This window comes from Pseudomonas sp. MBLB4136 (genome assembly GCF_051904765.1).
In the GTDB taxonomy this organism is placed as follows: Bacteria; Pseudomonadota; Gammaproteobacteria; order Pseudomonadales; family Pseudomonadaceae; genus Aquipseudomonas.
The window spans coordinates 2,561,150-2,582,055 of the sequence record NZ_CP196713.1; the positions used below are offsets into that span (position 1 = coordinate 2,561,150).

General features: G+C 63.8%; 16 protein-coding genes. 10 read left to right on the forward strand and 6 right to left on the reverse strand.

What is annotated here, in order from left to right; all coding sequences use genetic code 11:
- Positions 1–2 precede the first annotated feature (2 nt).
- Complete coding sequence (locus ACSX1D_RS11685; RefSeq protein ID WP_208706947.1) at positions 3–1,004, reverse strand: response regulator; 1,002 nt, start codon at positions 1,002–1,004, stop codon at positions 3–5.
- A 140-nt stretch (positions 1,005–1,144) separates the two neighbouring features.
- Positions 1,145–1,729: a Fe-S biogenesis protein NfuA gene (nfuA, locus tag ACSX1D_RS11690; protein WP_208706948.1), complete on the reverse strand. Its 585-nt coding sequence runs from the start codon at positions 1,727–1,729 to the stop codon at positions 1,145–1,147.
- Between the two features lie 143 nt (positions 1,730–1,872).
- Between nfuA and ACSX1D_RS11695 the strand changes: the two genes are divergently transcribed.
- Entirely contained in the window at positions 1,873–2,628 is a 756-nt protein-coding gene (locus ACSX1D_RS11695; protein WP_439858681.1) for a DUF1223 domain-containing protein, read from the forward strand.
- A 122-nt stretch (positions 2,629–2,750) separates the two neighbouring features.
- Complete coding sequence (locus tag ACSX1D_RS11700; protein WP_208706950.1) at positions 2,751–3,167, forward strand: universal stress protein; 417 nt, start codon at positions 2,751–2,753, stop codon at positions 3,165–3,167.
- A 16-nt stretch (positions 3,168–3,183) separates the two neighbouring features.
- Here ACSX1D_RS11700 and ACSX1D_RS11705 read toward each other — a convergent pair whose 3' ends face one another.
- Positions 3,184–5,463 (reverse strand): fatty acid cis/trans isomerase, encoded by a 2,280-nt coding sequence (locus ACSX1D_RS11705; protein WP_439858682.1) that lies wholly within the window; start codon positions 5,461–5,463, stop codon positions 3,184–3,186.
- A gap of 123 nt (positions 5,464–5,586) precedes the next feature.
- On the opposite strand from ACSX1D_RS11705, the gene metH reads away from it, so the two are divergent.
- Together metH and ACSX1D_RS11715 are read left to right on the forward strand one after the other, a co-directional pair.
- Positions 5,587–9,348 carry a methionine synthase gene (metH, locus tag ACSX1D_RS11710; RefSeq protein ID WP_439858683.1) on the forward strand — a complete coding sequence of 1,254 codons (3,762 nt, stop codon included), beginning with the start codon at positions 5,587–5,589 and terminating at the stop codon, positions 9,346–9,348.
- 161 nt (positions 9,349–9,509) lie between these two features.
- Positions 9,510–9,875, forward strand: coding sequence for a RidA family protein (locus tag ACSX1D_RS11715; protein ID WP_439858684.1), 366 nt, complete (start codon positions 9,510–9,512; stop codon positions 9,873–9,875).
- A gap of 242 nt (positions 9,876–10,117) precedes the next feature.
- On the opposite strand, the gene ACSX1D_RS11720 is transcribed toward ACSX1D_RS11715, so the two are convergent.
- Positions 10,118–10,420 (reverse strand): DUF1883 domain-containing protein, encoded by a 303-nt coding sequence (locus ACSX1D_RS11720; RefSeq protein ID WP_439858685.1) that lies wholly within the window; start codon positions 10,418–10,420, stop codon positions 10,118–10,120.
- Positions 10,421–10,616: 196 nt separating this feature from the next.
- On the opposite strand from ACSX1D_RS11720, the gene ACSX1D_RS11725 reads away from it, so the two are divergent.
- The gene (locus ACSX1D_RS11725; RefSeq protein ID WP_439858686.1) at positions 10,617–11,507 is read left to right on the forward strand and encodes an alpha/beta fold hydrolase; all 891 of its coding nucleotides are present in this window, start codon (positions 10,617–10,619) and stop codon (positions 11,505–11,507) included.
- Between the two features lie 243 nt (positions 11,508–11,750).
- On the forward strand, positions 11,751–12,782 hold the full coding sequence (locus ACSX1D_RS11730; RefSeq protein ID WP_439858687.1) for an RNA methyltransferase: 1,032 nt from the start codon (positions 11,751–11,753) through the stop codon (positions 12,780–12,782).
- A 54-nt stretch (positions 12,783–12,836) separates the two neighbouring features.
- On the opposite strand, the gene ACSX1D_RS11735 is transcribed toward ACSX1D_RS11730, so the two are convergent.
- Positions 12,837–16,079, reverse strand: a complete 3,243-nt coding sequence (locus ACSX1D_RS11735; protein ID WP_439858688.1) for a DUF1631 family protein — start codon at positions 16,077–16,079, stop codon at positions 12,837–12,839.
- 201 nt (positions 16,080–16,280) lie between these two features.
- On the opposite strand from ACSX1D_RS11735, the gene ACSX1D_RS11740 reads away from it, so the two are divergent.
- Positions 16,281–16,748 carry an OsmC family protein gene (locus ACSX1D_RS11740; RefSeq protein ID WP_439858689.1) on the forward strand — a complete coding sequence of 156 codons (468 nt, stop codon included), beginning with the start codon at positions 16,281–16,283 and terminating at the stop codon, positions 16,746–16,748.
- A gap of 111 nt (positions 16,749–16,859) precedes the next feature.
- Positions 16,860–17,084: a DUF2970 domain-containing protein gene (locus ACSX1D_RS11745; RefSeq protein ID WP_439858690.1), complete on the forward strand. Its 225-nt coding sequence runs from the start codon at positions 16,860–16,862 to the stop codon at positions 17,082–17,084.
- Here ACSX1D_RS11745 and ACSX1D_RS11750 read toward each other — a convergent pair whose 3' ends face one another.
- Positions 17,085–18,194 (reverse strand): ABC transporter substrate-binding protein, encoded by a 1,110-nt coding sequence (locus ACSX1D_RS11750; protein ID WP_439858691.1) that lies wholly within the window; start codon positions 18,192–18,194, stop codon positions 17,085–17,087.
- Between the two features lie 476 nt (positions 18,195–18,670).
- On the opposite strand from ACSX1D_RS11750, the gene ACSX1D_RS11755 reads away from it, so the two are divergent.
- Entirely contained in the window at positions 18,671–20,329 is a 1,659-nt protein-coding gene (locus ACSX1D_RS11755; RefSeq protein WP_439858692.1) for a nitrite/sulfite reductase, read from the forward strand.
- Positions 20,313–20,810: a DUF934 domain-containing protein gene (locus tag ACSX1D_RS11760; RefSeq protein ID WP_208706971.1), complete on the forward strand. Its 498-nt coding sequence runs from the start codon at positions 20,313–20,315 to the stop codon at positions 20,808–20,810. The genes ACSX1D_RS11755 and ACSX1D_RS11760 overlap by 17 nt, the downstream gene beginning before the upstream one ends.
- The last annotated feature ends 96 nt before the right edge of the window (positions 20,811–20,906 follow it).

Consider the following 20,906-nt stretch of genomic DNA (forward strand, 5'->3'; position numbering starts at 1 on the left):
GATCAGCTCATCAGATAGGCGGTTTTAAGGGAAAGTCGGGCCACCGAGTCCTCGGTGAAGAGCAGCAGCAGGTCGAAATGAATGTCGTGCCCTTCCAGGCTGTAGCTGAGCTCGACCGCCAGGGTCTTCCTCCAGCGGCGCTGGTTGACGCGAATCAGTTCCTCGATGGGCGAATGCTGGCCGAGTACCACCGGATGGCCCTGGGAGAAGCTCACATCGAGCTGCGCGGCGATGCCGCTCAAGCAGGCGCCGATCAGGATGCTGGCCAGGTCCAGCAGCATCTCCAGCTCGCCAGCCTGATTGACCGGCTTCCAGCGCATCAGCTTGGCCATGTCACGCACTTCGGAGTCGTGGAAGATCAGCAGCGCCTCGCCGGCGATGCCGCTGCCGATATAGCCCTGACACACCGCCGACAGCTTGTCGCTCTGCTGCGCGTTGGCCAGGGCCATGTGCAGTTCGCCGACTTCGAGGATATTGACGTTGGGGATCGGCAAGCGGACGAACACATCCAGCTGCCTGGCCAACAAGGCGGCCGCCTGGCCCATCGCCACGTTCACCACTTCGCGGAAAGCATCGCGAAACTGCACATTGGGCTCATCGGCGTCGATCTCGGCAGCCGACTCGGGCGAAGGCTCGCCGAGCAGGCCGAAATCGAGCAGGGTGCGCCGCAACAGCTCGGGGTCGACGGGTTTCTTCAGGAAGGCCAGGGCGCCGAGTTCGGCCACCCGCTTGATCGCCTCGTCCTGAACGTCACCGGACACCACGATGACCTGGGTATCGAGCGCCTCGTCGCGGATGGCGGCCAGGACCTCATAACCGTCCAGCTCCGGCATCGTCAGATCGAGCAGCACCAAGCCTATGCCGCCGCGGCGCAGGGCTTCGAGCCCTTCTCGGCCGTTGACGGCCTGGACCACGGCGACCGGCCAATCCGCGGGCAAGGCTCGGATCAGCTGCTTACGCGCCATATTGGAGTCATCACACACCAGCAGCGAGGAAATCGACAAGGTCGCAGACTCTTTTTGGGAAAACATATTGTTATTTTCGGCCAGCATAGCAGCACCTTGCCCCAAGATGCACAGCCCAGGTGTGTGCGGGCCATAAACGAAAAAGGCGACCCGTAGGTCGCCTTTCTTGCTCTGCTGCCTCAGTAGTAGGCATTTTCCTTGTTGCTGTGGTCAGTCACGTCGCGCACCCCTTTGAGTTCGGGGATGCGCTCGAGCAAGGTCCTCTCGATGCCTTCCTTGAGGGTCACGTCCGCCTGGCCGCAGCCCTGGCAGCCGCCGCCGAACTGCAGTACGGCGATGCCGTCATCGACCACATCGATCAGGCTGACCTGGCCGCCATGGCTGGCCAGGCCCGGATTGATCTCGGTCTGCAGGTAGTAGTTGATACGCTCGTTGATCGGGCTGTCTTCATTGACCATAGGCACCTTGGCGTTCGGCGCCTTGATGGTCAGCTGGCCGCCCATGCGGTCGGTGGCGTAGTCGACCACGGCATCTTCCAGGAACGGCTCGCTGACCGCATCGATCCAGGCGGTGAAGCTGGCCAGGGCCAGGGCAGTATCCTCGGCCTTCTGCTCGCCCGGCTTGCAATAGGCAATGCAGGTTTCCGCATATTGGGTGCCCGGCTGGGTGATGAAGATGCGGATGCCGATGCCGGTGGTGTTCTGCTTGCTCAGCAGATCGGCGAGATAATCGTGTGCGGCGTCAGTAATGGTGATGGTGCTCATGGCAACTCCTCGCAAACATGGGCGCAGTGTACGCCAACCAACGCGCTTGGTTAAAGCCTGAGCGTTTCTGTCGGATAAGCAGCCGTGTAACGATCGCCGGCGCCGCGGGTCCACTGACTAGGTCACCGCGTGAGCGCTCCACCATGAACCTGCTGCTGCCTGCCCTTTCGCTCGCCTTGCTGCTGTCGGCCCCCATCGCCCAGGGGGCCGAGCTACTGCGTTTCAGCAGCGGCGCGGCGCCCACACCGGTGCTGGAACTGTTCACCTCGCAGGGCTGCAGTTCCTGTCCGCCCGCCGACCGCTGGTTGTCCCGGCTGCGCGAGCATCCGCAGCTGTGGCAGGGCCTGATTCCCCTGGCCTTCCATGTCGATTACTGGGATCGACTGGGATGGCCCGACCCCTTCGCCAATCCGGCTCACAGTGCGCGGCAGCGTGGCTATGCACGCAGCAGCGCCAGTCGAAGTGTCTACACCCCGGGTTTCATCCTGGCGGGACGCGAGTGGCGTGGCTGGTTCCGGGGCGAGCCACTCGACCTGCCCAGCGGCGCCGAGGTTGGCACACTGACGTTACGGCTGGACGGCGACAGCCTGCGGCTGGCCTTCGACGCCAGCGCAACTGCGCCGGCGGGGCTCATCGCCCACGTCGCGCGCCTGGGGTTCGGCCTGCACACCCGAGTCAGCCGGGGCGAAAACGCCGGCAGCCTGCTGACCCATGATTTCGTGGTGCTGAGCCTGCAACAGATCGCCGCCAGCACACCGAACCGCTGGCTCACTCGCCTGCCACACGAGCCGCGCGGTGAGCGCCAGGCCATAGTCGCCTGGCTCAGTGCCCCCGGGGATTTGGCCCCCTATCAGGCTGTCGGCGGCTGGCTACCCAGGCAACGCCCCGGTGCCCGCTGAAGCATCGGGCCAACCGGCAAGATCCGCACTCGACCGCGCCCAGGCCATTCATCTGCAATACTTGCTGGAGAGTCGCGGCTTTAGCAGGTGAAGCCACCCGCCATCAGCAAGGAGTGTCCCTGATGTATCGCCAAATCATGATTCCGGTCGACCTAGACCATGTCGAGCGCCTGGAAAAGGCCCTGAATACCGGTGCCGACCTGGCCAAACTCTACGATGTGCCCGTGTGCTACGTCGGCGTATCGGGCAACACCCCCAGTGCCATCGCACACAACCCTACCGAGTTCGCGGCCAAGATGCAGGCCTTCGGCGAGGCTCAGGCGCAGAAGTACGGACTGAGCAAAGTCGGCACCGCCACCTATATCAGCCATGACCCGGCCGTAGACCTGGACAAGACCCTGTTGAAGGCGGCCAAGGAACAGGGCGCCGACCTGGTGGTCATGGCCTCCCACGTGCCGGGGTTGGCGGAACACCTGTTCGCCTCCAACGCCGGGTATTTCGCCTCCTACTCCGACGCCTCGGTGCTGGTCGTGCGATAGACCCGAGCGGCGCCCGCTACAGGTTTTCGTAGCGATTCATATCCAGCACCGCCGCCTCGATGGGCTCGGTCTCGCGGATATAGGCCGCGAGATCGTGGAAGTAGCGCCAGAATTCGGGATGGCTGCGGCGGATGCCCCAGCGTTCTACCACAGGCTCGAACGCCGTGGGATCACTCGCCCGCTCCAGCGCCGCAACGAACGCGGGGACCTCTGCGGCCCTCAGACTGAACATGAAGTTGGGATAACTGCTCAGCACGCCGGGATAGAGGGTCAGGGTGTCGCGCTCAGGCTGATAGCGCAGCGCCTCGCCGAGCATAAAGGCCACGTTGCTGTGCGCCCGATTGCGCAGCAGGCTGTAGACCTCGCGCCGCCCGTTTGCCTGCTCGACCCGCAGCAGGGTGGTTTCCGGGAGCTGGTTGATCACCTTGAGCTCGGCGGCCGGCCTGCTCGCCAGGCGGCTCAGCGCCTGCTCGACGCCCTGCAGCTCACTGCCGATTCCCTCGCGGAAGCAGCGCGAGCCGCTGCAGCGATTGATCGGGTCCGGTCGCGCATTCAAGTCGGCGTAGCGCAGCAGGAGCGACTCGGCGAAGCCGCCCTTGGGGTCCTCAAGCGGCAGCAACAGGCCACTGGCCGAGCGGCTGTCGATCCCCGGGTAGTCCAGCCACAGCTTCAGCTTGCCACTCTTCTGGTACCAGTCGTCCAACAACCCCAGGCGTGATTCGGCCGGCATCAGACGCAGGAAGTTCTGCTCGGCACCATTGCGGATCAGGTCGAAGTACAGGCGGGTCTGCGCCTGGTGGGAGACGTTGCCATACACGTCGAAATTCACCACCAACTGGTAATAGGTGCGCTCCAGCAGCGGGAAGTCCATCCACCACAGGGTCTGCGGAACCGCGCCGATCAGGCCCTTGCGCACCGAGGCGCTGTCGTGCTGGCGGAAGATCGACAGCAGCGCGTTGTCGTTGCCGCTCCAGATGTGCGACCAGTCCGGTGCCGGCGCCGTGGCATAGGCCTGCATGCGTAGCCTTTCATATTCATTGCGCTTGTCGCGGTAGTCGAGCCAGAGCCCGAGCAGGTCGCCGATGGCATCGAACTGGCCGGGCATGGCCAAAAGCGGGGTGGCCCTGGCCCGGTAGACGGCATCGGTCAGATAGAGGTCGTGACGCGGGTCCTGGAACAGGGTCCAGAAGTTGTCGCGGATCACGTCGGTGGCGATCTGCCCGCGGCAGACCGGGCCGCGGATAAAGGTGCGCACGAAGTACTCGGCGTCATCGAGCATGAACTGGTAACGCGCCTGCGGCGGAATCGCCGCGAAGGTCGCGAAGGGGTTGGCGCGGCGCTGGGCGCCATAACCCGGCAGGCTGTCCACCTGCCAGTCATCGGCGAAGAACAGCGCCTTGACCCGGGCCAGCTTGGCAGCGCTCAGGCCATAGGTGATGTGGGTCTTGTGCACAATCACGCCCTGCACCGGCGCCAGACGGTAATAGAAGGCGGTGCCCGGGTCCTCGTTGGGGCGGCGCGTGGCGATCGGATCGACCGACTGGCCGCTCGGTGTCCGGGAGCGCAGCAGCTGAAAGAAGTGCCCCGGCTCGCCGCCGGCAAAATGCAGGTGGGCGAGGAACAGATGCTCGTACAGCCAGCGCGCGACCAGCGTCTCACGGTCGCCTTCGGCATTGAGCAGGCCTTCCCACGCGGCTATCTGCCGGGCTTCGGCGGTGCTCGGCCGCAACACCTGCTGGTCGATCGCCGCGCCTTCGGCCAGCCAGCGTTGCAGGGTCCGGTAGTCGTCCGAGGCCAGGCCGGTCACGGCAAAGGGCATGCCGGCTTGCGGGTTCTCCCGGGCGTAGGTCGAAAACTCATCCGGCAGCGGACACCGGTTGCTGCGCTTGATGCCGATCTCCAGACTCTCCGGCAGCCTGGCATTGGCCGGCAGCGGCGTCTGGTGCCCCAGTTCGAGCAGGCGCGCCATCAATGCGGCCTGGCTGTCCTGGCCCTCCACCACCGAGAAGAAGCCCTTGCGCCGCCAGGCCTGCGCTCCCTGGGCGTCGAGAAACAGCCGGGTGGTGGCCTGCGCCTCGGTACGCACGCCGTCGTACACCGGCAGCTTGTGGGCGCCGCGGGCGGAGCCTTCGCCGCTGCCCAGGTTGAGCTGGCAGGGCGAGTCGTAGCACGCGTGGCAAGCGACGCAGTAGCGGCTGAAGATCGGCTGCACATCGCGGCCATAGGACACCGGCTCCGTCGCCCAGGCCGGGCAGATGAACAGCAGGCAGGCGCTCAGCAGTGCACGGTACGGCATATCCCTGTTCCCTCTGTGGCCATCCCCGGATTCTACGCGTCGCGACTGCACCCAGGGGGCCAGGCCAACATGAGCATCATTCATGCAAATGACCGACCTGCTCCAAAAGCGCACAGCTTTGCTATGATCGCCGCCCACAGTTTCCGCTTTGCTCAGGTAGTACCGTCCATGCCCTCGTCCGATCGCAGCGCCCGCCTCCAAGCCCTCCAGAACGCCCTGAAGGAGCGCATCCTGATCCTCGATGGCGGCATGGGCACCATGATCCAGAGCTACAAGCTGGAGGAAGAAGACTACCGCGGCGAGCGTTTCGCCGACTGGCCCCAGGACGTCAAAGGCAACAACGACCTGCTGATCCTCAGCCGTCCGGACGTCATCAGTGCCATCGAGAAGGCCTACCTGGACGCCGGCGCCGACATCCTCGAGACCAACACCTTCAACGCCACCCAGATCTCCCAGGCCGATTACGGCATGGAGGCGCTGGTCTACGAGCTGAACGTACAAGGCGCGCGCCTGGCCAGAGCGGTGGCCGACGCCAAGACCGCCGAGACCCCGCACCGCCCGCGCTTCGTCGCCGGCGTGCTCGGCCCGACCAGCCGTACCTGCTCGATCTCCCCGGACGTCAATGACCCCGGCTACCGCAACGTCACCTTCGACGAGCTGGTGGACAACTACACCGAGGCCACTCGCGGCCTGATCGAGGGCGGCGCCGACCTGATCCTGATCGAGACCATCTTCGATACCCTCAACGCCAAGGCGGCGATCTTCGCCGTGCAGCAGGTGTTCGAGGAGGACGGCGTCGAACTGCCGATCATGATTTCCGGCACCATCACCGATGCCTCCGGCCGCACCCTGTCCGGGCAGACCACCGAGGCCTTCTGGAACTCGGTGCGCCATGCCCAGCCGATCTCCGTGGGCCTGAACTGCGCCCTGGGGGCCAAGGAACTGCGCCCCTACCTGGAAGAGCTGTCGACCAAGGCCGAGACCCATGTCTCCGCCCACCCCAACGCCGGCCTGCCCAACGCCTTCGGCGAGTACGACGAGAGCCCGGCGGAAATGGCCGCGGTGGTCGAGGAGTTCGCCGCCTCGGGCTTCCTCAACATCATCGGTGGCTGCTGCGGCACCACACCGGCGCATATCCAGGCCATCGCCGAGGCCGTGGCCAAGTACCCGCCGCGCGCCCTGCCGGACATCCCCAAGGCCTGCCGCCTGTCGGGCCTGGAGCCCTTCACCATCGATCGCAACTCGCTGTTCGTCAACGTCGGCGAGCGCACCAACATCACCGGCAGCGCCAAGTTCGCCCGGCTGATCCGCGAGGAAAACTACAGCGAAGCCCTGGAGGTGGCCCTGCAGCAGGTGGAAGCCGGCGCCCAGGTGATCGACATCAACATGGACGAGGGCATGCTCGACTCCAAGGCGGCGATGGTGAAGTTCCTCAACCTGATCGCCGGCGAGCCGGACATCTCCCGCGTGCCGATCATGATCGACTCCTCCAAGTGGGAGGTGATCGAGGCGGGCCTGAAGTGCATCCAGGGCAAGGGCATCGTCAACTCGATCTCCATGAAGGAAGGCGTCGAGCAGTTCAAGCACCACGCCAAGCTGTGCAAGCGCTACGGCGCCGCCGTGGTGGTGATGGCCTTCGACGAAGCCGGCCAGGCCGACACCCAGGCGCGCAAGGAAGAGATCTGCCAGCGCAGCTACGACATCCTGGTCAATGAAGTGGGCTTCCCCCCGGAAGACATCATCTTCGACCCGAACATCTTCGCCGTGGCCACCGGCATCGAGGAACACAACAACTACGCGGTCGACTTCATCAACGCCTGCGCCTATATCCGCGACAAGCTGCCCTATGCGCTGAGCTCGGGCGGGGTGTCCAACGTGTCGTTCTCGTTCCGCGGCAACAACCCGGTGCGCGAGGCGATCCACTCGGTGTTCCTCTACTACGCGATCCAGAACGGCCTGACCATGGGCATCGTCAACGCCGGCCAGCTGGAAATCTACGACGAGATTCCCAAGCAGCTGCGCGACGCCGTGGAGGATGTCGTGCTCAACCGCAACGCCGGCGCCACCGAGGCGCTGCTGGCCATCGCCGACCAGTACAAGGGCGACGGCAGCGTCAAGGAAGTGGAAAACGAGGAGTGGCGTTCGCTGCCGGTCAACCAGCGCCTGGAGCACGCCCTGGTCAAGGGCATCACCGCCTTCATCGTCGAGGACACCGAGAAATGCCGCCAGCAGTGCGCGCGGCCCATCGAGGTGATCGAGGGGCCGCTGATGAGCGGCATGAACATCGTTGGCGACCTGTTCGGCTCGGGCAAAATGTTCCTGCCCCAGGTGGTCAAGTCGGCGCGGGTGATGAAGCAGGCGGTGGCCCATCTGATCCCCTTCATCGAGGCGGAGAAAGGCGACAAGCCGGAGGCCAAGGGCAAGATCCTCATGGCCACGGTCAAGGGCGACGTGCACGACATCGGCAAGAACATCGTCGGCGTGGTGCTGGGCTGCAACGGCTACGACATCGTCGACCTCGGCGTGATGGTGCCGGCGGAGAAGATCCTCCAGGTGGCCAAGGAGGAGAAGTGCGACATCATCGGCCTGTCCGGGCTGATCACACCCTCGCTCGACGAGATGGTGCACGTCGCCCGCGAAATGCAGCGCCAGGGCTTCAACCTGCCCCTGATGATCGGTGGCGCCACCACCTCCAAGGCCCACACCGCGGTGAAGATCGAGCCCAAGTACCAGAACGATGCGGTGGTCTACGTCACCGACGCTTCCCGCGCGGTGGGCGTGGCCACCCAGTTGCTGTCCAAGGAACTGAAGGCCGGCTTCGTCGAGAAGACCCGCGCCGACTACGTCGAGGTGCGCGAGCGCACCGCCAATCGCAGCGCCCGCACCGAGCGCCTGCCCTACGCCAAGGCCATCGAGAACAAGCCGAAGTTCGACTGGGCCGGCTACCAGCCGCCGGTGCCGAGCTTCACCGGGGTCAAGCTGCTGGACGACATCGACCTGGCGACCCTGGCCGAGTACATCGACTGGACGCCCTTCTTCATCGCCTGGGACCTGGCCGGCAAGTACCCGCGCATCCTCACCGACGAGGTGGTCGGCGAGGCTGCCACCGCCTTGTTCGACGACGCCCAGGCGATGCTGAAAAAACTGATCGACGAGAAGCTGATCAAGGCCCGCGCGGTATTCGGCTTCTGGCCGGCCAACCAGGTCAACGACGACGACCTGGAGGTCTACGGCGACGATGGCCAGCCCCTGGCCACCCTGCACCACCTGCGCCAGCAGACCATCAAGCCGGACGGCAAGCCGAACCTGTCGCTGGCCGATTTCGTCGCCCCGAAGGACAGCGGCGTTCGTGACTATGTGGGCGGCTTCATCACCACCGCCGGCATCGGCGCCGAGGAAGTGGCCAAGGCCTACCAAGACAAGGGCGACGACTACAACTCGATCATGGTCAAGGCCCTGGCCGACCGCCTCGCCGAGGCCTGCGCCGAGTGGCTGCACGCCGAGGTGCGCAAGCACTGGTGGGGCTACCAGCCGGACGAGCAGCTGGACAACGAGGCGTTGATCAAGGAGCAGTACGTCGGCATCCGCCCGGCCCCCGGCTACCCGGCCTGCCCGGATCACACCGAGAAGGGCACCCTGTTCGACCTGCTCGACCCGACTGCCGAGGAAGGCAAGCCGGGCCGCAGCGGCGTGTTCCTCACCGACCACTACGCCATGTTCCCCGCCGCTGCCGTCAGCGGCTGGTACTTCGCCCACCCGCAGGCGCAGTACTTCGCCGTCGGCAAGGTGGACAGGGATCAGGTGCAGAGCTACACCGCGCGCAAGGGCCAGGAACTGGCGATCAGCGAGCGCTGGCTGGCACCGAACCTGGGCTATGACAGCTGAGTAAAGCAGGTAGAAAACAAGGCCCGCCCCTGCGCGGGCCTTGTCGTTTAATCGCGGCTTGAAACCAGCGCGAGGCAAAGGCACCCTGCCCGGCCAGTGCCATCAGGCCCTTTGCCGCGCTTCAAGGCGGGCCGGCATTTCCGTATCAGAGGAGAGCATTCATGAAGATCCACCGCATCAACCCAACCAAGCGCTGGTCGGACATCACCGTGTTCAATGGCATCGCCCACTTCGTCGAGATAGCGGACACCGACACCAAGGCCGATATCCGCGGGCAGGTCGAGCAGATTTTCGCGCAAGCCGAACAGTCGCTGGCAAAGATCAACAGCGACAAGTCCCGCATTCTGTCGACAACCATCTATCTCACGGACTTCGCCAATCTCGCGGCGCTGAACGAACTGTGGGACGCCTGGTTCGAGGGCGGCACGGCGCCGAGTCGAGCCTGCGTAAAGGCGGAACTGGCAAACCCCGACTATCTGGTCGAGATGACGTTCGTCGCGGCGGCGGGGGAAGGCTTTACGCAATAACAGCGGCCGCCAAACAGCGGCCCCAAGCTGATTCGAAGCACACCTTCTGCCCTGGTGACTCGAATTAGGCCTCACTCAAAACACTGTCGATCGAATCGTTGGCAAGGGCCAAAAGCCGACGCAGCCTTATCAACTTCATTGAGATCGACAGTCTTTGAGCAGAAGCAAATGCATAATTACAGACAGTTCTGGCGGACCCCATCCCCTCAAGGACCAACGCGGGTGAGTCGGCGCTCCATCCCTCAGCTCAGGCGCGAGTCCGAGCGGCGAATGATCCTGATCGAATGTTTCAGCGTCGGCTTGCGTGTCACGCTGATGGCCTTGCGCGTCACCGTGTCGATGGTGATGTTCCAGAATCCGCTGCTGGGCACGGTGATCTTGGCCGGAAACTTCTCGAACGCACCGCCGTGATAGGTGTGCCGGCCGCCGTTCTTGAAGCTGCGAAAATTCGCGTCGTTCATCAGGCGGATGTTGCAGGTCTGCGAGCACTCGATGACGACGATGTCGTCCTCGTTGAGGTGTTCGCGCTGGTGTATGAATTTCATCTACCGCTCCACGCAGTGTGTAAGCCAAAACAAAACGACAGCTGACATCGGCAGGGTCGCAGTGACTGAAGGTTGTTCGCTTGGATCTGGCCTGAGCCATGCAGCTGTGTGCGGCTCGCCGCTCATTGCCACTGGCAAATGCACTAAGTGGCGCATTATAAACTGATCCCTCGCGCCCCCAGGAACGCCCGGCACCATGTTCGCAGAAGATTTCCAGACGCTTTCCCTGCAAACCAGCGGCACCACCATTCACCTTACCCATGGTGGCGCGGGCGAACCCCTGCTGCTTCTGCATGGATATCCGCAGACCCATGTCATCTGGCACGCCATGGCCGAACGCCTGGCGCGCCACTACCACATCATCTGTCCGGACCTGCGGGGTTACGGCGACAGTGGCAAACCGCCAAGCGCGGCGGACCATTCGCCCTACGCGAAGCGAGCGATGGCCCTGGACATGGTCGAGATCATGGAGCAGCTGGGCCACCGGGACTTCTTCGTGGCCGGACACGACCGCGGCGCCCGCGTGGCGCATCGCCTGGCCCTGGACCACCCACAGCGGGTCAGGAAACTCTGCGTGATGGACATCGTGCCGACCCTGCACATGTTCGCCACGACCGACCAGCACTTCGCCAGCGGCTATTACCACTGGTTCTTCCTCATCCAGCCCGACGGCCTGCCGGAGCGCATGATCGGCGCCGATCCAGGCTACTACCTCAGGGAAAAGCTCAAGCGCTGGAGCGCCCCCGGCGCGCGATTCGCCGAGGACGCGGTAGCGCAGTACCTGCGCTGCTTCAGCCGTCCGGAAACCATTCACGCCACCTGCGAAGACTACCGCGCGGCGGCAAGCATCGACCTGCAGCACGATGAAGCCGATCGCGACCGTAAGGTCATCTGCCCACTGCTGGCCTTATGGGGCAGCAAGGGCTTCGTTCACCGCACCTACGACGTGCTTGGGGTATGGCGTGACTATGCCGAGCAGGTTGAAGGCGGGCCCATCGATTGCGGCCACTTCCTTCCCGAAGAGGCTCCGGAGCAAGTCGCCGAGCAGTTGCTGCGGTTCTTTGACACTCGGCAGAAGCTGGCCTGAACACGATCAGGGCCTCGCACGCGCCGACAGGTTTTGCGCTGCCGATCATCGGCAGCGCCATGGATGCACTGGCCACGGTCGCAACCCTGGCCGCCGTCCTGCACCTCCATGGCCATTGCGCCTCATACCGCCAAGGTACAGCCGCGGCCGGCCTGGTAGCCCGGACCTTGCGGCCAATCCGTGGCAAGCCTGGCGATAAACAACCTACGCGCCGGCGCTGCCCGGTGGTAGCATTCGCGCGCCATGCATATCCACGACCTCAGCCAACAGCTCGCCGACCTCGGCGCCAAGCCCCAGCATTCCGGGCGGATCATTCGTGCCTGGCTGCAGGGCAAGCCGCTGGACAGCGGTACGCGTAATCAGCCCAGCGAGAACTTCCTGCCACTCAGCGTGCGCCAAGGCTTGCCGGAGCTGACTCAGCGGCTCGCAGCGCTGGCCCGGCTGAGTTCCGAGCATCCGGGCGGCGACGGCTCGGCGCGGCTGCTGGTGGAGCTGGGCGACGGCCAGATGGTGGAAAGCGTGCTGTTGCCCCGCGATGGCCTGTGCGTCTCGAGCCAGGTCGGTTGCGCGGTTGGTTGCGTGTTCTGCATGACCGGCAAGAGCGGCTTGTTGCGCCAACTGAGCAGCGCCGAGATCGTCGCCCAGGTGGCGCTGGCCAGGCGCTTTCGCAGCGTCAAGAAGGTGGTGTTCATGGGCATGGGCGAGCCGGCGCACAACCTCGACAACGTGCTGGAGGCCATCGACCTGCTCGGCAGCGAAGGCGGCATCGGCCACAAGAACCTGGTGTTTTCCACGGTCGGCGACATGCGAGTATTCGAGCGCCTGCCCCAGCAGCGGATCAAACCGGCGCTGGCGCTTTCCCTGCACACCACCGACGCCGAGCTGCGCCGACAGTTGTTGCCGCGGGCGCCGCAGATCGCTCCTGAGGAGCTGGTCGAGCTGGGCGAGGCTTATGCCCGCAAGGTCGACTATCCGATCCAGTACCAATGGACCCTGCTCAAGGGCATCAATGACAGCCAGGAGGAAATGGACGGCATCCTGCGCCTGTTCAAAGGCAAGTTCGCCGTGCTCAATCTGATCCCCTACAACAGCCTGGAAGCCGACGAGTTCCAGCGCCCCGAAGGGGATCGCATCGTACAGATCGTCCGCTACCTGCACAGCCGGGGCGTGCTGACCAAGGTGCGCAACTCGGCCGGTCAGGATATCGACGGCGGCTGCGGCCAACTTCGCGCCCGGGCCGCAGCGCTGCTTCCCCGCCAGCGACGCCCAGGCTGAGTCGAACCGCCAGCAACGCGGAACGACTCAAGGCGCCTGGAGCTCTTGCTTCGCTCAACAGGGGGCGAGTACCCGCGCCTCCTCCTCCAGCCAGTCATGCAACTGCCTCGGCATCTGCACACCGTAGCCCTGCACGTAATCCACGCCCATCTCCGCCAATCGAGCACGTATCGAAGGGGTCTCGACGTACTCGGCGACCGTTCGCCGCCCAAGGGCATGGGCGATCTCGTTGATCGAGCGGACCATGGCCAGGTCGCTCGGCGAGCGCTCGATTTCCTTGACGAAGCTGCCGTCGATCTTCACGTAATCGACCGGCAGGCGCTTGAGGTAGTCGAAGGAGGAGAACCCGACGCCGAAGTCGTCGATCGAGAATGTGCAGCCGGAGCGCTGCAGATGGCGTACCAGGTCGGCGGTCTTGGCAAGGTTGGCGACGGCGGCCGTCTCGGTCAGCTCGAAACAGATGCGCCGCGGGTCGACGGCGTAGCGCTCGAACAGGCTTTCGATAAACCCCAGCAACCTGTCGTCGTTCAAGCTGCTGCCAGACAGGTTAATCGACAATCCGGAGCAGCGCTCCCACAGCTGCGGATGACGCTCCAGCTCGATGAAAATGCGCCTGAGCACCCAGCGATCGACCTTGGTCATGCGATGGTAGCGTTCGGCCGCCGCAATGAAATCCTGCAGGGACAGCTCGTTCTGCATCACCAGCAGCAACTCGTAATGCGGCAGCTCGTGGGAGTCGGGCGACGCCGGGGCAATCTGCTGCACGCGCAGCGAGAGGTCCTCGCGCTCGACGATATCATCGACCCGCGCAGCAATCGCCAGCAGGCCGGCATGACCATCGTCTTGCGCCGAATTGAAACAATGCACACGGTTGCGTCCGCCCTCCTTGGCACTGTTGCAAGCGCTCTGCAGGTCGAAGAACAGATTGGCGACATCGTGCCGCTCGGCGGCTTCGACTACACCGACGCTCAGCGTCAAACCATGCTTGTGCCCCTGCCACTCGAAGCCCTCGGCTTCGATACCCAGCCGTAGCGCCTCGCCAAGCTCAGCGGCGCGTTTCGCACCGCAAGCCGGCAAGACCGCGGCGAACTCCACCCCGCCGACACGCGCCATGCAGCTGGCAGCGGGCAGATATTCACTCAGTCGGCTGGCGATCTGCCGCAGGCAGGCGTCCCCAGCCACAGGCCCGGCATGGCCATTGATCAGGCTGAACTGGTCGATATGCGCCATCAGGAAGGACGGTGCCACGCTGGCGGACAGGCTTTCCGCCAGCGCCCCTTCGAAGCTGCGCCGATTGAGCAGACCGGTGAGTTCGTCATGACTGCGGGCATGGGCTATCTCGCGGTAGAGCTTGCCCACCATGTCCTGCAGGGTACGCTGGACCAGGCCCTCATCCGCCCCACCCTTGTCGCCGACCAGCAGCACACCTTCGGCGAGCTCCCTGGCCAGGCCGGCCAGGCCATAGCTGCCCTTCTCGCTTCCCTGAGCGTCGACGAGTACATAGTGATCCATCTGCGCATTGCGCCAGATCAGCTGCAGAGGCTGGCCGTCAGCGGTGCGCAGCCAATCGCCCTGCTTCAACCCCTCGATCTGCTCGCGCCAACGCTGCAAGGCGCCAGGCACTGCCGGTTTCGGCTTGGACAAGCGAGGGGGCGCAACCAGCCCCACCGGCTTCAGACCCAAGAGCTGCTCACGCATCCGCACCAGTACCGAGGCGTGCTGAAAATGCCCGATGCTGAATTCGTCCATGCGCCGACGTAGCACCTTCAGCAAGTGCTCGATCTCATAGGCCCAGCCCGCCTGACTGGCATCACCTTGCGCAGCCTCAGCTTCGCGCAAGCGCTGCATGAGCAACTCCGTGAGGGCTGAATCCCCCCGCCAGGTGTCCTTGTCACTGTCTGCGCTGAGTTCTTCGTGAACCAGCAGGTCGCGCCAGCCGACGTCCAGCCACTCCAACATGACTTTCGGTACCCGTTTGCCGCAAAGCCGGGCCAGCTTGATGGCCACCTTACGCTGCGCAGTCTCCAGGATGTCGCGTCCGCGATGCGACTGCATCACGCGCTCGGCGCTGCGGCGATAGGCACGCTGCTGCATGTTCAGCAGCTCATCCAGCTCGGCATCGCAGGCGGTGAATGCCGCTAAATCTCCGCGATATTCGCCTGCGATGCGTTCCACCAACTGTTCCAGCCGGGCCTCGAGCACCTTGTTCGGCGGCTCGCAGTAATCACACAGGCGTAAAATGCGATCAAGTGACGCCCGCACGGGATGCCCCGCATCGGCGATGGCCCCAGGCTCCTGCAAGGTGGCCGCCAGGACCGGCAACAGCAGTCGCTGCAACACCGGCTGCAATGTCGGCGCCACTTCGGCCTGTCGACTCAGCGCCTGGAATACCTCACTCACCAGATGGGCATCTTCATGCTGGCGAGGGCTCAACGAGCAGCCCTGTTGGTCGAGCCGCGCCAACAGCGCCTCGGCCGCCCAGCCACCTTTCGGGGCTCGCTGACTGAGCAACCCCGTCAGCGCTTCAACGACCGGAACGGGGCTCACCTCTTGCTCCAGCCCCATAGCGCTCGACAGCCCTGTCGTGACCGCACGGCGCAGGTGCCGAATGGCTCGGTAGGTGGCCTCGGAATCGGCCACGGAGAACGGCCGTGGCGTCTGACTTACAGGCGTCAATCGCCTTGCTTGCGCGAGCGGCTGCACCTTTGAAGCGTCGAACTCGGCGACCAGGGCCTGCAGGTATGGCAACAGAGCCGTGGCCAGCACGCGACTGGCCTCTGCCTGGAACAGGACCCGAACTGGAATGGGCTGTGTGCGCATCTGGAGACCGGCCTGCAACTGACGCAGCAGAAATTCCAGCGACAAGGGGTGATCGGCATCCGCGACATAATGGCCGAGCAGGCGATTGAAGCAACCACAGATGCGCCCCTCGAGCTCACCGACACGCTCCCGCAAGCGGCTCACTATGCGGCGCGCCATCAACAGATCCTCGACCTCCTCATCGTCCACCAGGCGCCATGCGCTGAGATTGCCCGGCGTGGTCGGATGATCCGCCATTTCCGGCGACAGACCGAGAAGAACCGACGAGCAGGTGCGCGCCAGCACTTGTTTACCCTGGACCTTGCAGTAACGAAGAAAATCCTCGCAAGCCTGCACGTCCTGATGGGAAAGCTCCCTGCAATCTTGATCGGCCAAGGCCTGACCAAGCGCCTGAAGCAACTCGCGCAACGCCTCGGGAAGATGGCGGCGAATGATCGACTCAAGCGCTGACGCTAGCGGAGTGGAAATCAAGCGCACGCCCCCTGCATGTCATAGCGTTCCGGCTGAGACTATAGCTGCTTCCAAGCGTCTAGCAGAGCCGTCAGCGCAAGCATAGACGTGCCTCGACCTACTGGCGACCAGCTTTCCTTAGCATCAGCCAGCAGATGATCGACGACTGGAAAAGCCATCGATCACTGGCAATAATGACCGCCCGCAATGCTCAAGAAGGTACAGGGAATGACCGAATACAGTGCCCGAGTCGTATGGGAACGTGCCGAGCAAGGCTTCCTCGACAACCGCTACAGCCGCGCCCACCGCTGGCACTTCGATGGTGGCCTGGAAGTGCCGGCATCCTCTTCGCCTCACATCGTGCCGCTGCCCTGGTCTGATGACCAGGCAGTTGACCCGGAAGAGGCCTTCGTTGCGTCGCTATCGAGCTGCCACATGCTGTGGTTCCTCTCATTGGCCGCCGCCCAGGGGTTCCAGGTAGATAACTACGAAGACCAGGCCCTCGGGATCATGGCCAGAAACGCCGAGGGTCTACTGGCCATGACCGAGGTCGAGTTGCGCCCACGCACCACCTTCGGAGGTGAAAACCAGCCGAGCATCGAGCAACTGCTCGCCCTGCATCACAAGGCCCATGACGAATGCTTTATCGCCAACTCGGTGAGGAGCGAAGTACGCTGTAATCCGGTGATTGGTTAGAGCCCACGCAGTTGACGGGAACTGCGCCCGGCCCGACCATGCGGGCTGGCTGCGCAAGGGCTCGACGAAGGCTCAGGACTCGTTACCTATGCTGAATGCGGGGAGGGAACCATGACCGACAAGCATGATCAGGACGAACGACCTCTGACCTTGCGGGAAATGCTGCGCAGCGTACTAGCCGCCGCCTTTGGCGTTCAGAGCAGCAAGCAGCGCGCCCGGGACTTCAGTCGCGGCAAACCGAGCCACTTCATCATCCTCGGCGTGCTCTTCACTCTGGCATTCGTACTGGTGCTGGTTGCCGTCACCAAGCTGGTGTTGCACTTCGCCGCCCCATGATCACTCCAGCAACGGCTGCACCGAGAAGCTGTAGTTGGTCATGCCGGGCTGGTCGAGGGCACTGAACTTGCGAAAATCGAGTCCGTAGCCTGGTACCTGCAATCGCTTCGACAAGATCCTCGCCTGCTCGGCGTCGAGCAGGCTGAACACCGGATCGACACGGTCCTTGCCGCCTCGCTGCGCGAAATCCTCTCCGGCATGGTAGTCATGCAGCAGCACCATGGCCCAGCCGCCCAGGGTGAAATGCCCGCCCACCAGCGCCGCCAACTGGCCCGAAGCCCGCGCCTGGAGCACCTCCTGCGAGTTGTTCAACGCGGAGAAATGCAGGTCCTTGCCTGGCTCCCGGCCAAGCTCCTGCGCCGCGCGCATTGCCCCGAACGCCATCTCATCATTTGCCGCCCATACCAACTGCGTATCGGCGTAACGCGGCAACAACAACAACGCCTGCTGGTAAGCACGCTGACGGGCCCACTCGCCATAGACCAGCTGCCGCAGCTTGACCTCGGGATGCTCCGCCAGGGCCCGGTGCAACCCTTCCTCCCGCAGGGTGGCGGAAGGTGTATGGCGAACACCGGAAAACGCCAGCATCTGCGCGGGACGACCATCGAGCTTGGCGATCAACGCCTTACCCATGAGGTAGCCGGCCTCCCGATCATTGGGGATCAGGCTGCCGATCCAGTGCCGGTAACGTTCTCGCGTACCGCCCATAAGCGCCTGTTGCTCAGGCGTCAGGGTACTGTGCAAGGAAAACAGCCTGACGGGGCTGTCTGCGAACAACCGCAGCAACTCCGGGCCGGTATACATCTCGTTGACGAAGATCACGTAGTCCGGCTGCTCGGACTCGGCCAGCACCTGCCGTGCATTGTTCAGCAGTCGCTCGCGATCCCGTTCGCCATAGACCACGCGCAGGCGCATGCCGAGGCTGTCGGCAGCCGCCTGCATGAAGTCGCTATAGCCGACCCAGAACGGTTCCTTGGAATAGCCCGGATTGAGGAACACGACAGACGCATCGGATCGCCCGGAGCCGCCCTTCTCGATTGCAGCCTGCGCCATGCCCAGCACAGCGGCCAACGCAATGACAAAGAAAACCTTCAGCCCTGATGTGACCATACTGCGCGCCCCAAAAATTACCGCGCCCAGTATAGAGGCAGCCTAAGTGGCAGCGTGCCACCACCCGTCAGACGCCTCAAACTAGGCTGGTTACCCCCCTCGGAAACCAGCCCTGCCTCTCGACAACTACTGCTGACTGACCCAGAAAACCGCGGTACCGACGACGATCAGGATCAGGACGAAAATGGCCCTGGCGTCGACGACACTGTCACGATTGTCCGGCTGGGTGTGTTCGGTCATTGGCTAGCCCCTTTTTGTGCTTATGGTCGGTTTGCCATTGCAGTTAAGACCAGCGCAACGCCATGCTCAAGCAGTGGGGTTATGCTCCCCCTTCTACTTAGCGTTAAAGGTTCTTTCCATATACTCAAACATCACTTTTGCGCATAACCCTGAGCTGGTATCTTCCCTCGACTCCTTACGGAGAGCGCGGCCGTGCGCGCTGATTTGCTGCAAGCAGCCTGATAACAGGACCCTTCATGTACGTATACGACCAGTACGACCAAACCATCATCGAGGACCGCGTCAAGCAGTTCCGTGATCAAACCCGCCGTTATCTGGCTGGCGAGCTGAGCGGCGAAGAGTTCCGCCCGCTGCGCCTGCAAAATGGCCTGTACATTCAGCGCTATGCGCCGATGTTGCGCGTCGCCGTGCCCTACGGCCTGCTGTCCTCGGCGCAGGTGCGCATGATGGCCAAGATCGCGCGCGACTACGACAAGGGCTACGCCCATATCAGCACCCGGCAGAACGTCCAGTTCAACTGGCCGGAACTGGAAGATGTGCCGGAGATTCTCGCCGAGCTGGCCACCGTGCAGATGCACGCGATCCAGACCAGTGGCAACTGCATCCGCAACACCACCACCGACCAGTTCGCCGGCGTGGCCAAGGACGAGATCGTCGATCCGCGCCCCTGGTGCGAGATCATTCGCCAGTGGTCGACCTTCCACCCCGAATTCACCCACCTGCCACGCAAGTTCAAGATCGCAGTGAACGGCGCCGTCAGCGACCGCGCCGCGATTGAAGTGCATGACATCGGCCTGGAAGCGGTGAAGAACGACGCCGGCGAGCTGGGCTTCCGCGTGTCGGTCGGCGGCGGCCTGGGCCGTACCCCGGTGGTCGGCAGCTTCATCAACGAATTCCTGCCCTGGCAGCACCTGATCAGCTATCTCGATGCCGTCCTGCGGGTCTACAACCGCTACGGTCGCCGGGACAACAAGTACAAGGCGCGCATCAAGATATTGGTCAAGGCCTTGACGCCCGAGGTGTTCGCCGAGCGCGTCAACGCCGAGTGGGCGCACCTGAAGGACGGCCCCACCACCCTGACCGAAGCCGAAGTGGCCCGCGTCGCCGCCCATTTCGTCGACCCGGACTACCGGGACCTGCAGGACCAGGAGGCCAGCCTGGCACAGCTCGACAGCGAGCACCCGGGCTTCGCCCGCTGGCGCCAGCGCAATACCTTCGCCCACAAGAAGCCCGGCTATGTCGCCGTGACCCTGTCACTCAAGCCAACCGGGGTCGCTCCGGGCGACGTCACCGACAAGCAGCTGGACGCCATCGCCGACCTGGCCGATCGCTACAGCTTCGGCGAGGTGCGCAACAGCCATAACCAGAACATCATCCTCGCCGATGTCGAACAGGCGCAGCTGTTCACCCTATGGGGCGAACTGCGCGAGCAGGGCTTCGCCACGCCGAACGTCGGCCTGCTGACCGACATCATCTGCTGCCCGGGTGGCGACTTCTGCTCCCTGGCCAACGCCAAGTCGATCCCGGTGGCCGAAGCCATCCAGCGCCGCTTCGACGACCTCGACTACCTGTTCGACATCGGCAATATCGACCTGAACATCTCCGGCTGCATGAACGCCTGCGGCCATCACCATGTCGGCCATATCGGCATCCTCGGCGTGGACAAGAAGGGCCAGGAGTTCTACCAGGTCTCCCTCGGCGGCAGCTCCGGTCGCGACGCCAGCCTGGCGCAGATTCTCGGCCCGGCCTTCGCCCAGGACGACATGCCGGACGTGATCGACAAGATCATCAAGGTCTATGTCGAGCAACGCAACGAAGAAGAAAGTTTCCTCGACACCTTCCGCCGTGTCGGTGTCGCACCGTTCAAGGAGCGCGTATATGCAGCGAATCATTAAGAACGGCCAGATAGTCGACGAAACCTGGCACCTGCTGCCCAAGGACGCCAGCTTCGACGAACTGCCCAACTGCGACGACCTGATCGTGCCCCTGGCCATGTGGGTCGATCATGGCCATGCCCTGAAGGCCCGCGACGGCGGCCTGGGCGTATGGCTGGAAGCTGGCGAGGAGATCGAGGAGATCGCCGATCAGCTGGACAACTTCCAGGTGATCGCCCTGAACTTTCCGGCGTTCACCGATGGCCGTCACTGTTCCACCGCCTACCTGCTGCGCACCCGCTATGGCTACAAGGGCGAAGTGCGTGCCATCGGCGACATCCTGCGTGACCAGCTGTTCGCCCTCAAGCGCTGCGGTTTCGACGCCTTCGCCTTGCGTGAAGACAAAGACCCGCAGGATGCCCTGAAGGCGTTCGAGGAGTTCAGCGAGGTGTATCAGGCCTCCAGCGATCAGCCGCTGCCGCTGTTCCGCCGTCGCGCCTGATCGATCCGCCTTACGAAGAAGCCCCGCCTCGCGGGGCTTCTTCGTTTCAGGCCTTGACGCTGCCCGGCATCGCGTCGCAATTGATCGACTTTCGCC

Excerpts from the sequence above, each read along its gene's own strand:
- ACSX1D_RS11750 (WP_439858691.1), bottom strand. The coding sequence starts at position 18,194 with ATGGTCACATCAGGGCTGAAGGTTTTCTTTGTCATTGCGTTGGCCGCT.
- ACSX1D_RS11725 (WP_439858686.1), top strand. The coding sequence starts at position 10,617 with ATGTTCGCAGAAGATTTCCAGACGCTTTCCCTGCAAACCAGCGGCACC.
- ACSX1D_RS11760 (WP_208706971.1), top strand. The coding sequence starts at position 20,313 with ATGCAGCGAATCATTAAGAACGGCCAGATAGTCGACGAAACCTGGCAC.
- ACSX1D_RS11720 (WP_439858685.1), bottom strand. The coding sequence starts at position 10,420 with ATGAAATTCATACACCAGCGCGAACACCTCAACGAGGACGACATCGTC.
- ACSX1D_RS11695 (WP_439858681.1), top strand. The coding sequence starts at position 1,873 with ATGAACCTGCTGCTGCCTGCCCTTTCGCTCGCCTTGCTGCTGTCGGCC.
- ACSX1D_RS11700 (WP_208706950.1), top strand. The coding sequence starts at position 2,751 with ATGTATCGCCAAATCATGATTCCGGTCGACCTAGACCATGTCGAGCGC.
- metH (WP_439858683.1), top strand. The coding sequence starts at position 5,587 with ATGATCGCCGCCCACAGTTTCCGCTTTGCTCAGGTAGTACCGTCCATG.
- ACSX1D_RS11705 (WP_439858682.1), bottom strand. The coding sequence starts at position 5,463 with ATGCCGTACCGTGCACTGCTGAGCGCCTGCCTGCTGTTCATCTGCCCG.
- ACSX1D_RS11730 (WP_439858687.1), top strand. The coding sequence starts at position 11,751 with ATGCATATCCACGACCTCAGCCAACAGCTCGCCGACCTCGGCGCCAAG.
- ACSX1D_RS11755 (WP_439858692.1), top strand. The coding sequence starts at position 18,671 with ATGTACGTATACGACCAGTACGACCAAACCATCATCGAGGACCGCGTC.
- nfuA (WP_208706948.1), bottom strand. The coding sequence starts at position 1,729 with ATGAGCACCATCACCATTACTGACGCCGCACACGATTATCTCGCCGAT.
- ACSX1D_RS11745 (WP_439858690.1), top strand. The coding sequence starts at position 16,860 with ATGACCGACAAGCATGATCAGGACGAACGACCTCTGACCTTGCGGGAA.
- ACSX1D_RS11740 (WP_439858689.1), top strand. The coding sequence starts at position 16,281 with ATGACCGAATACAGTGCCCGAGTCGTATGGGAACGTGCCGAGCAAGGC.
- ACSX1D_RS11715 (WP_439858684.1), top strand. The coding sequence starts at position 9,510 with ATGAAGATCCACCGCATCAACCCAACCAAGCGCTGGTCGGACATCACC.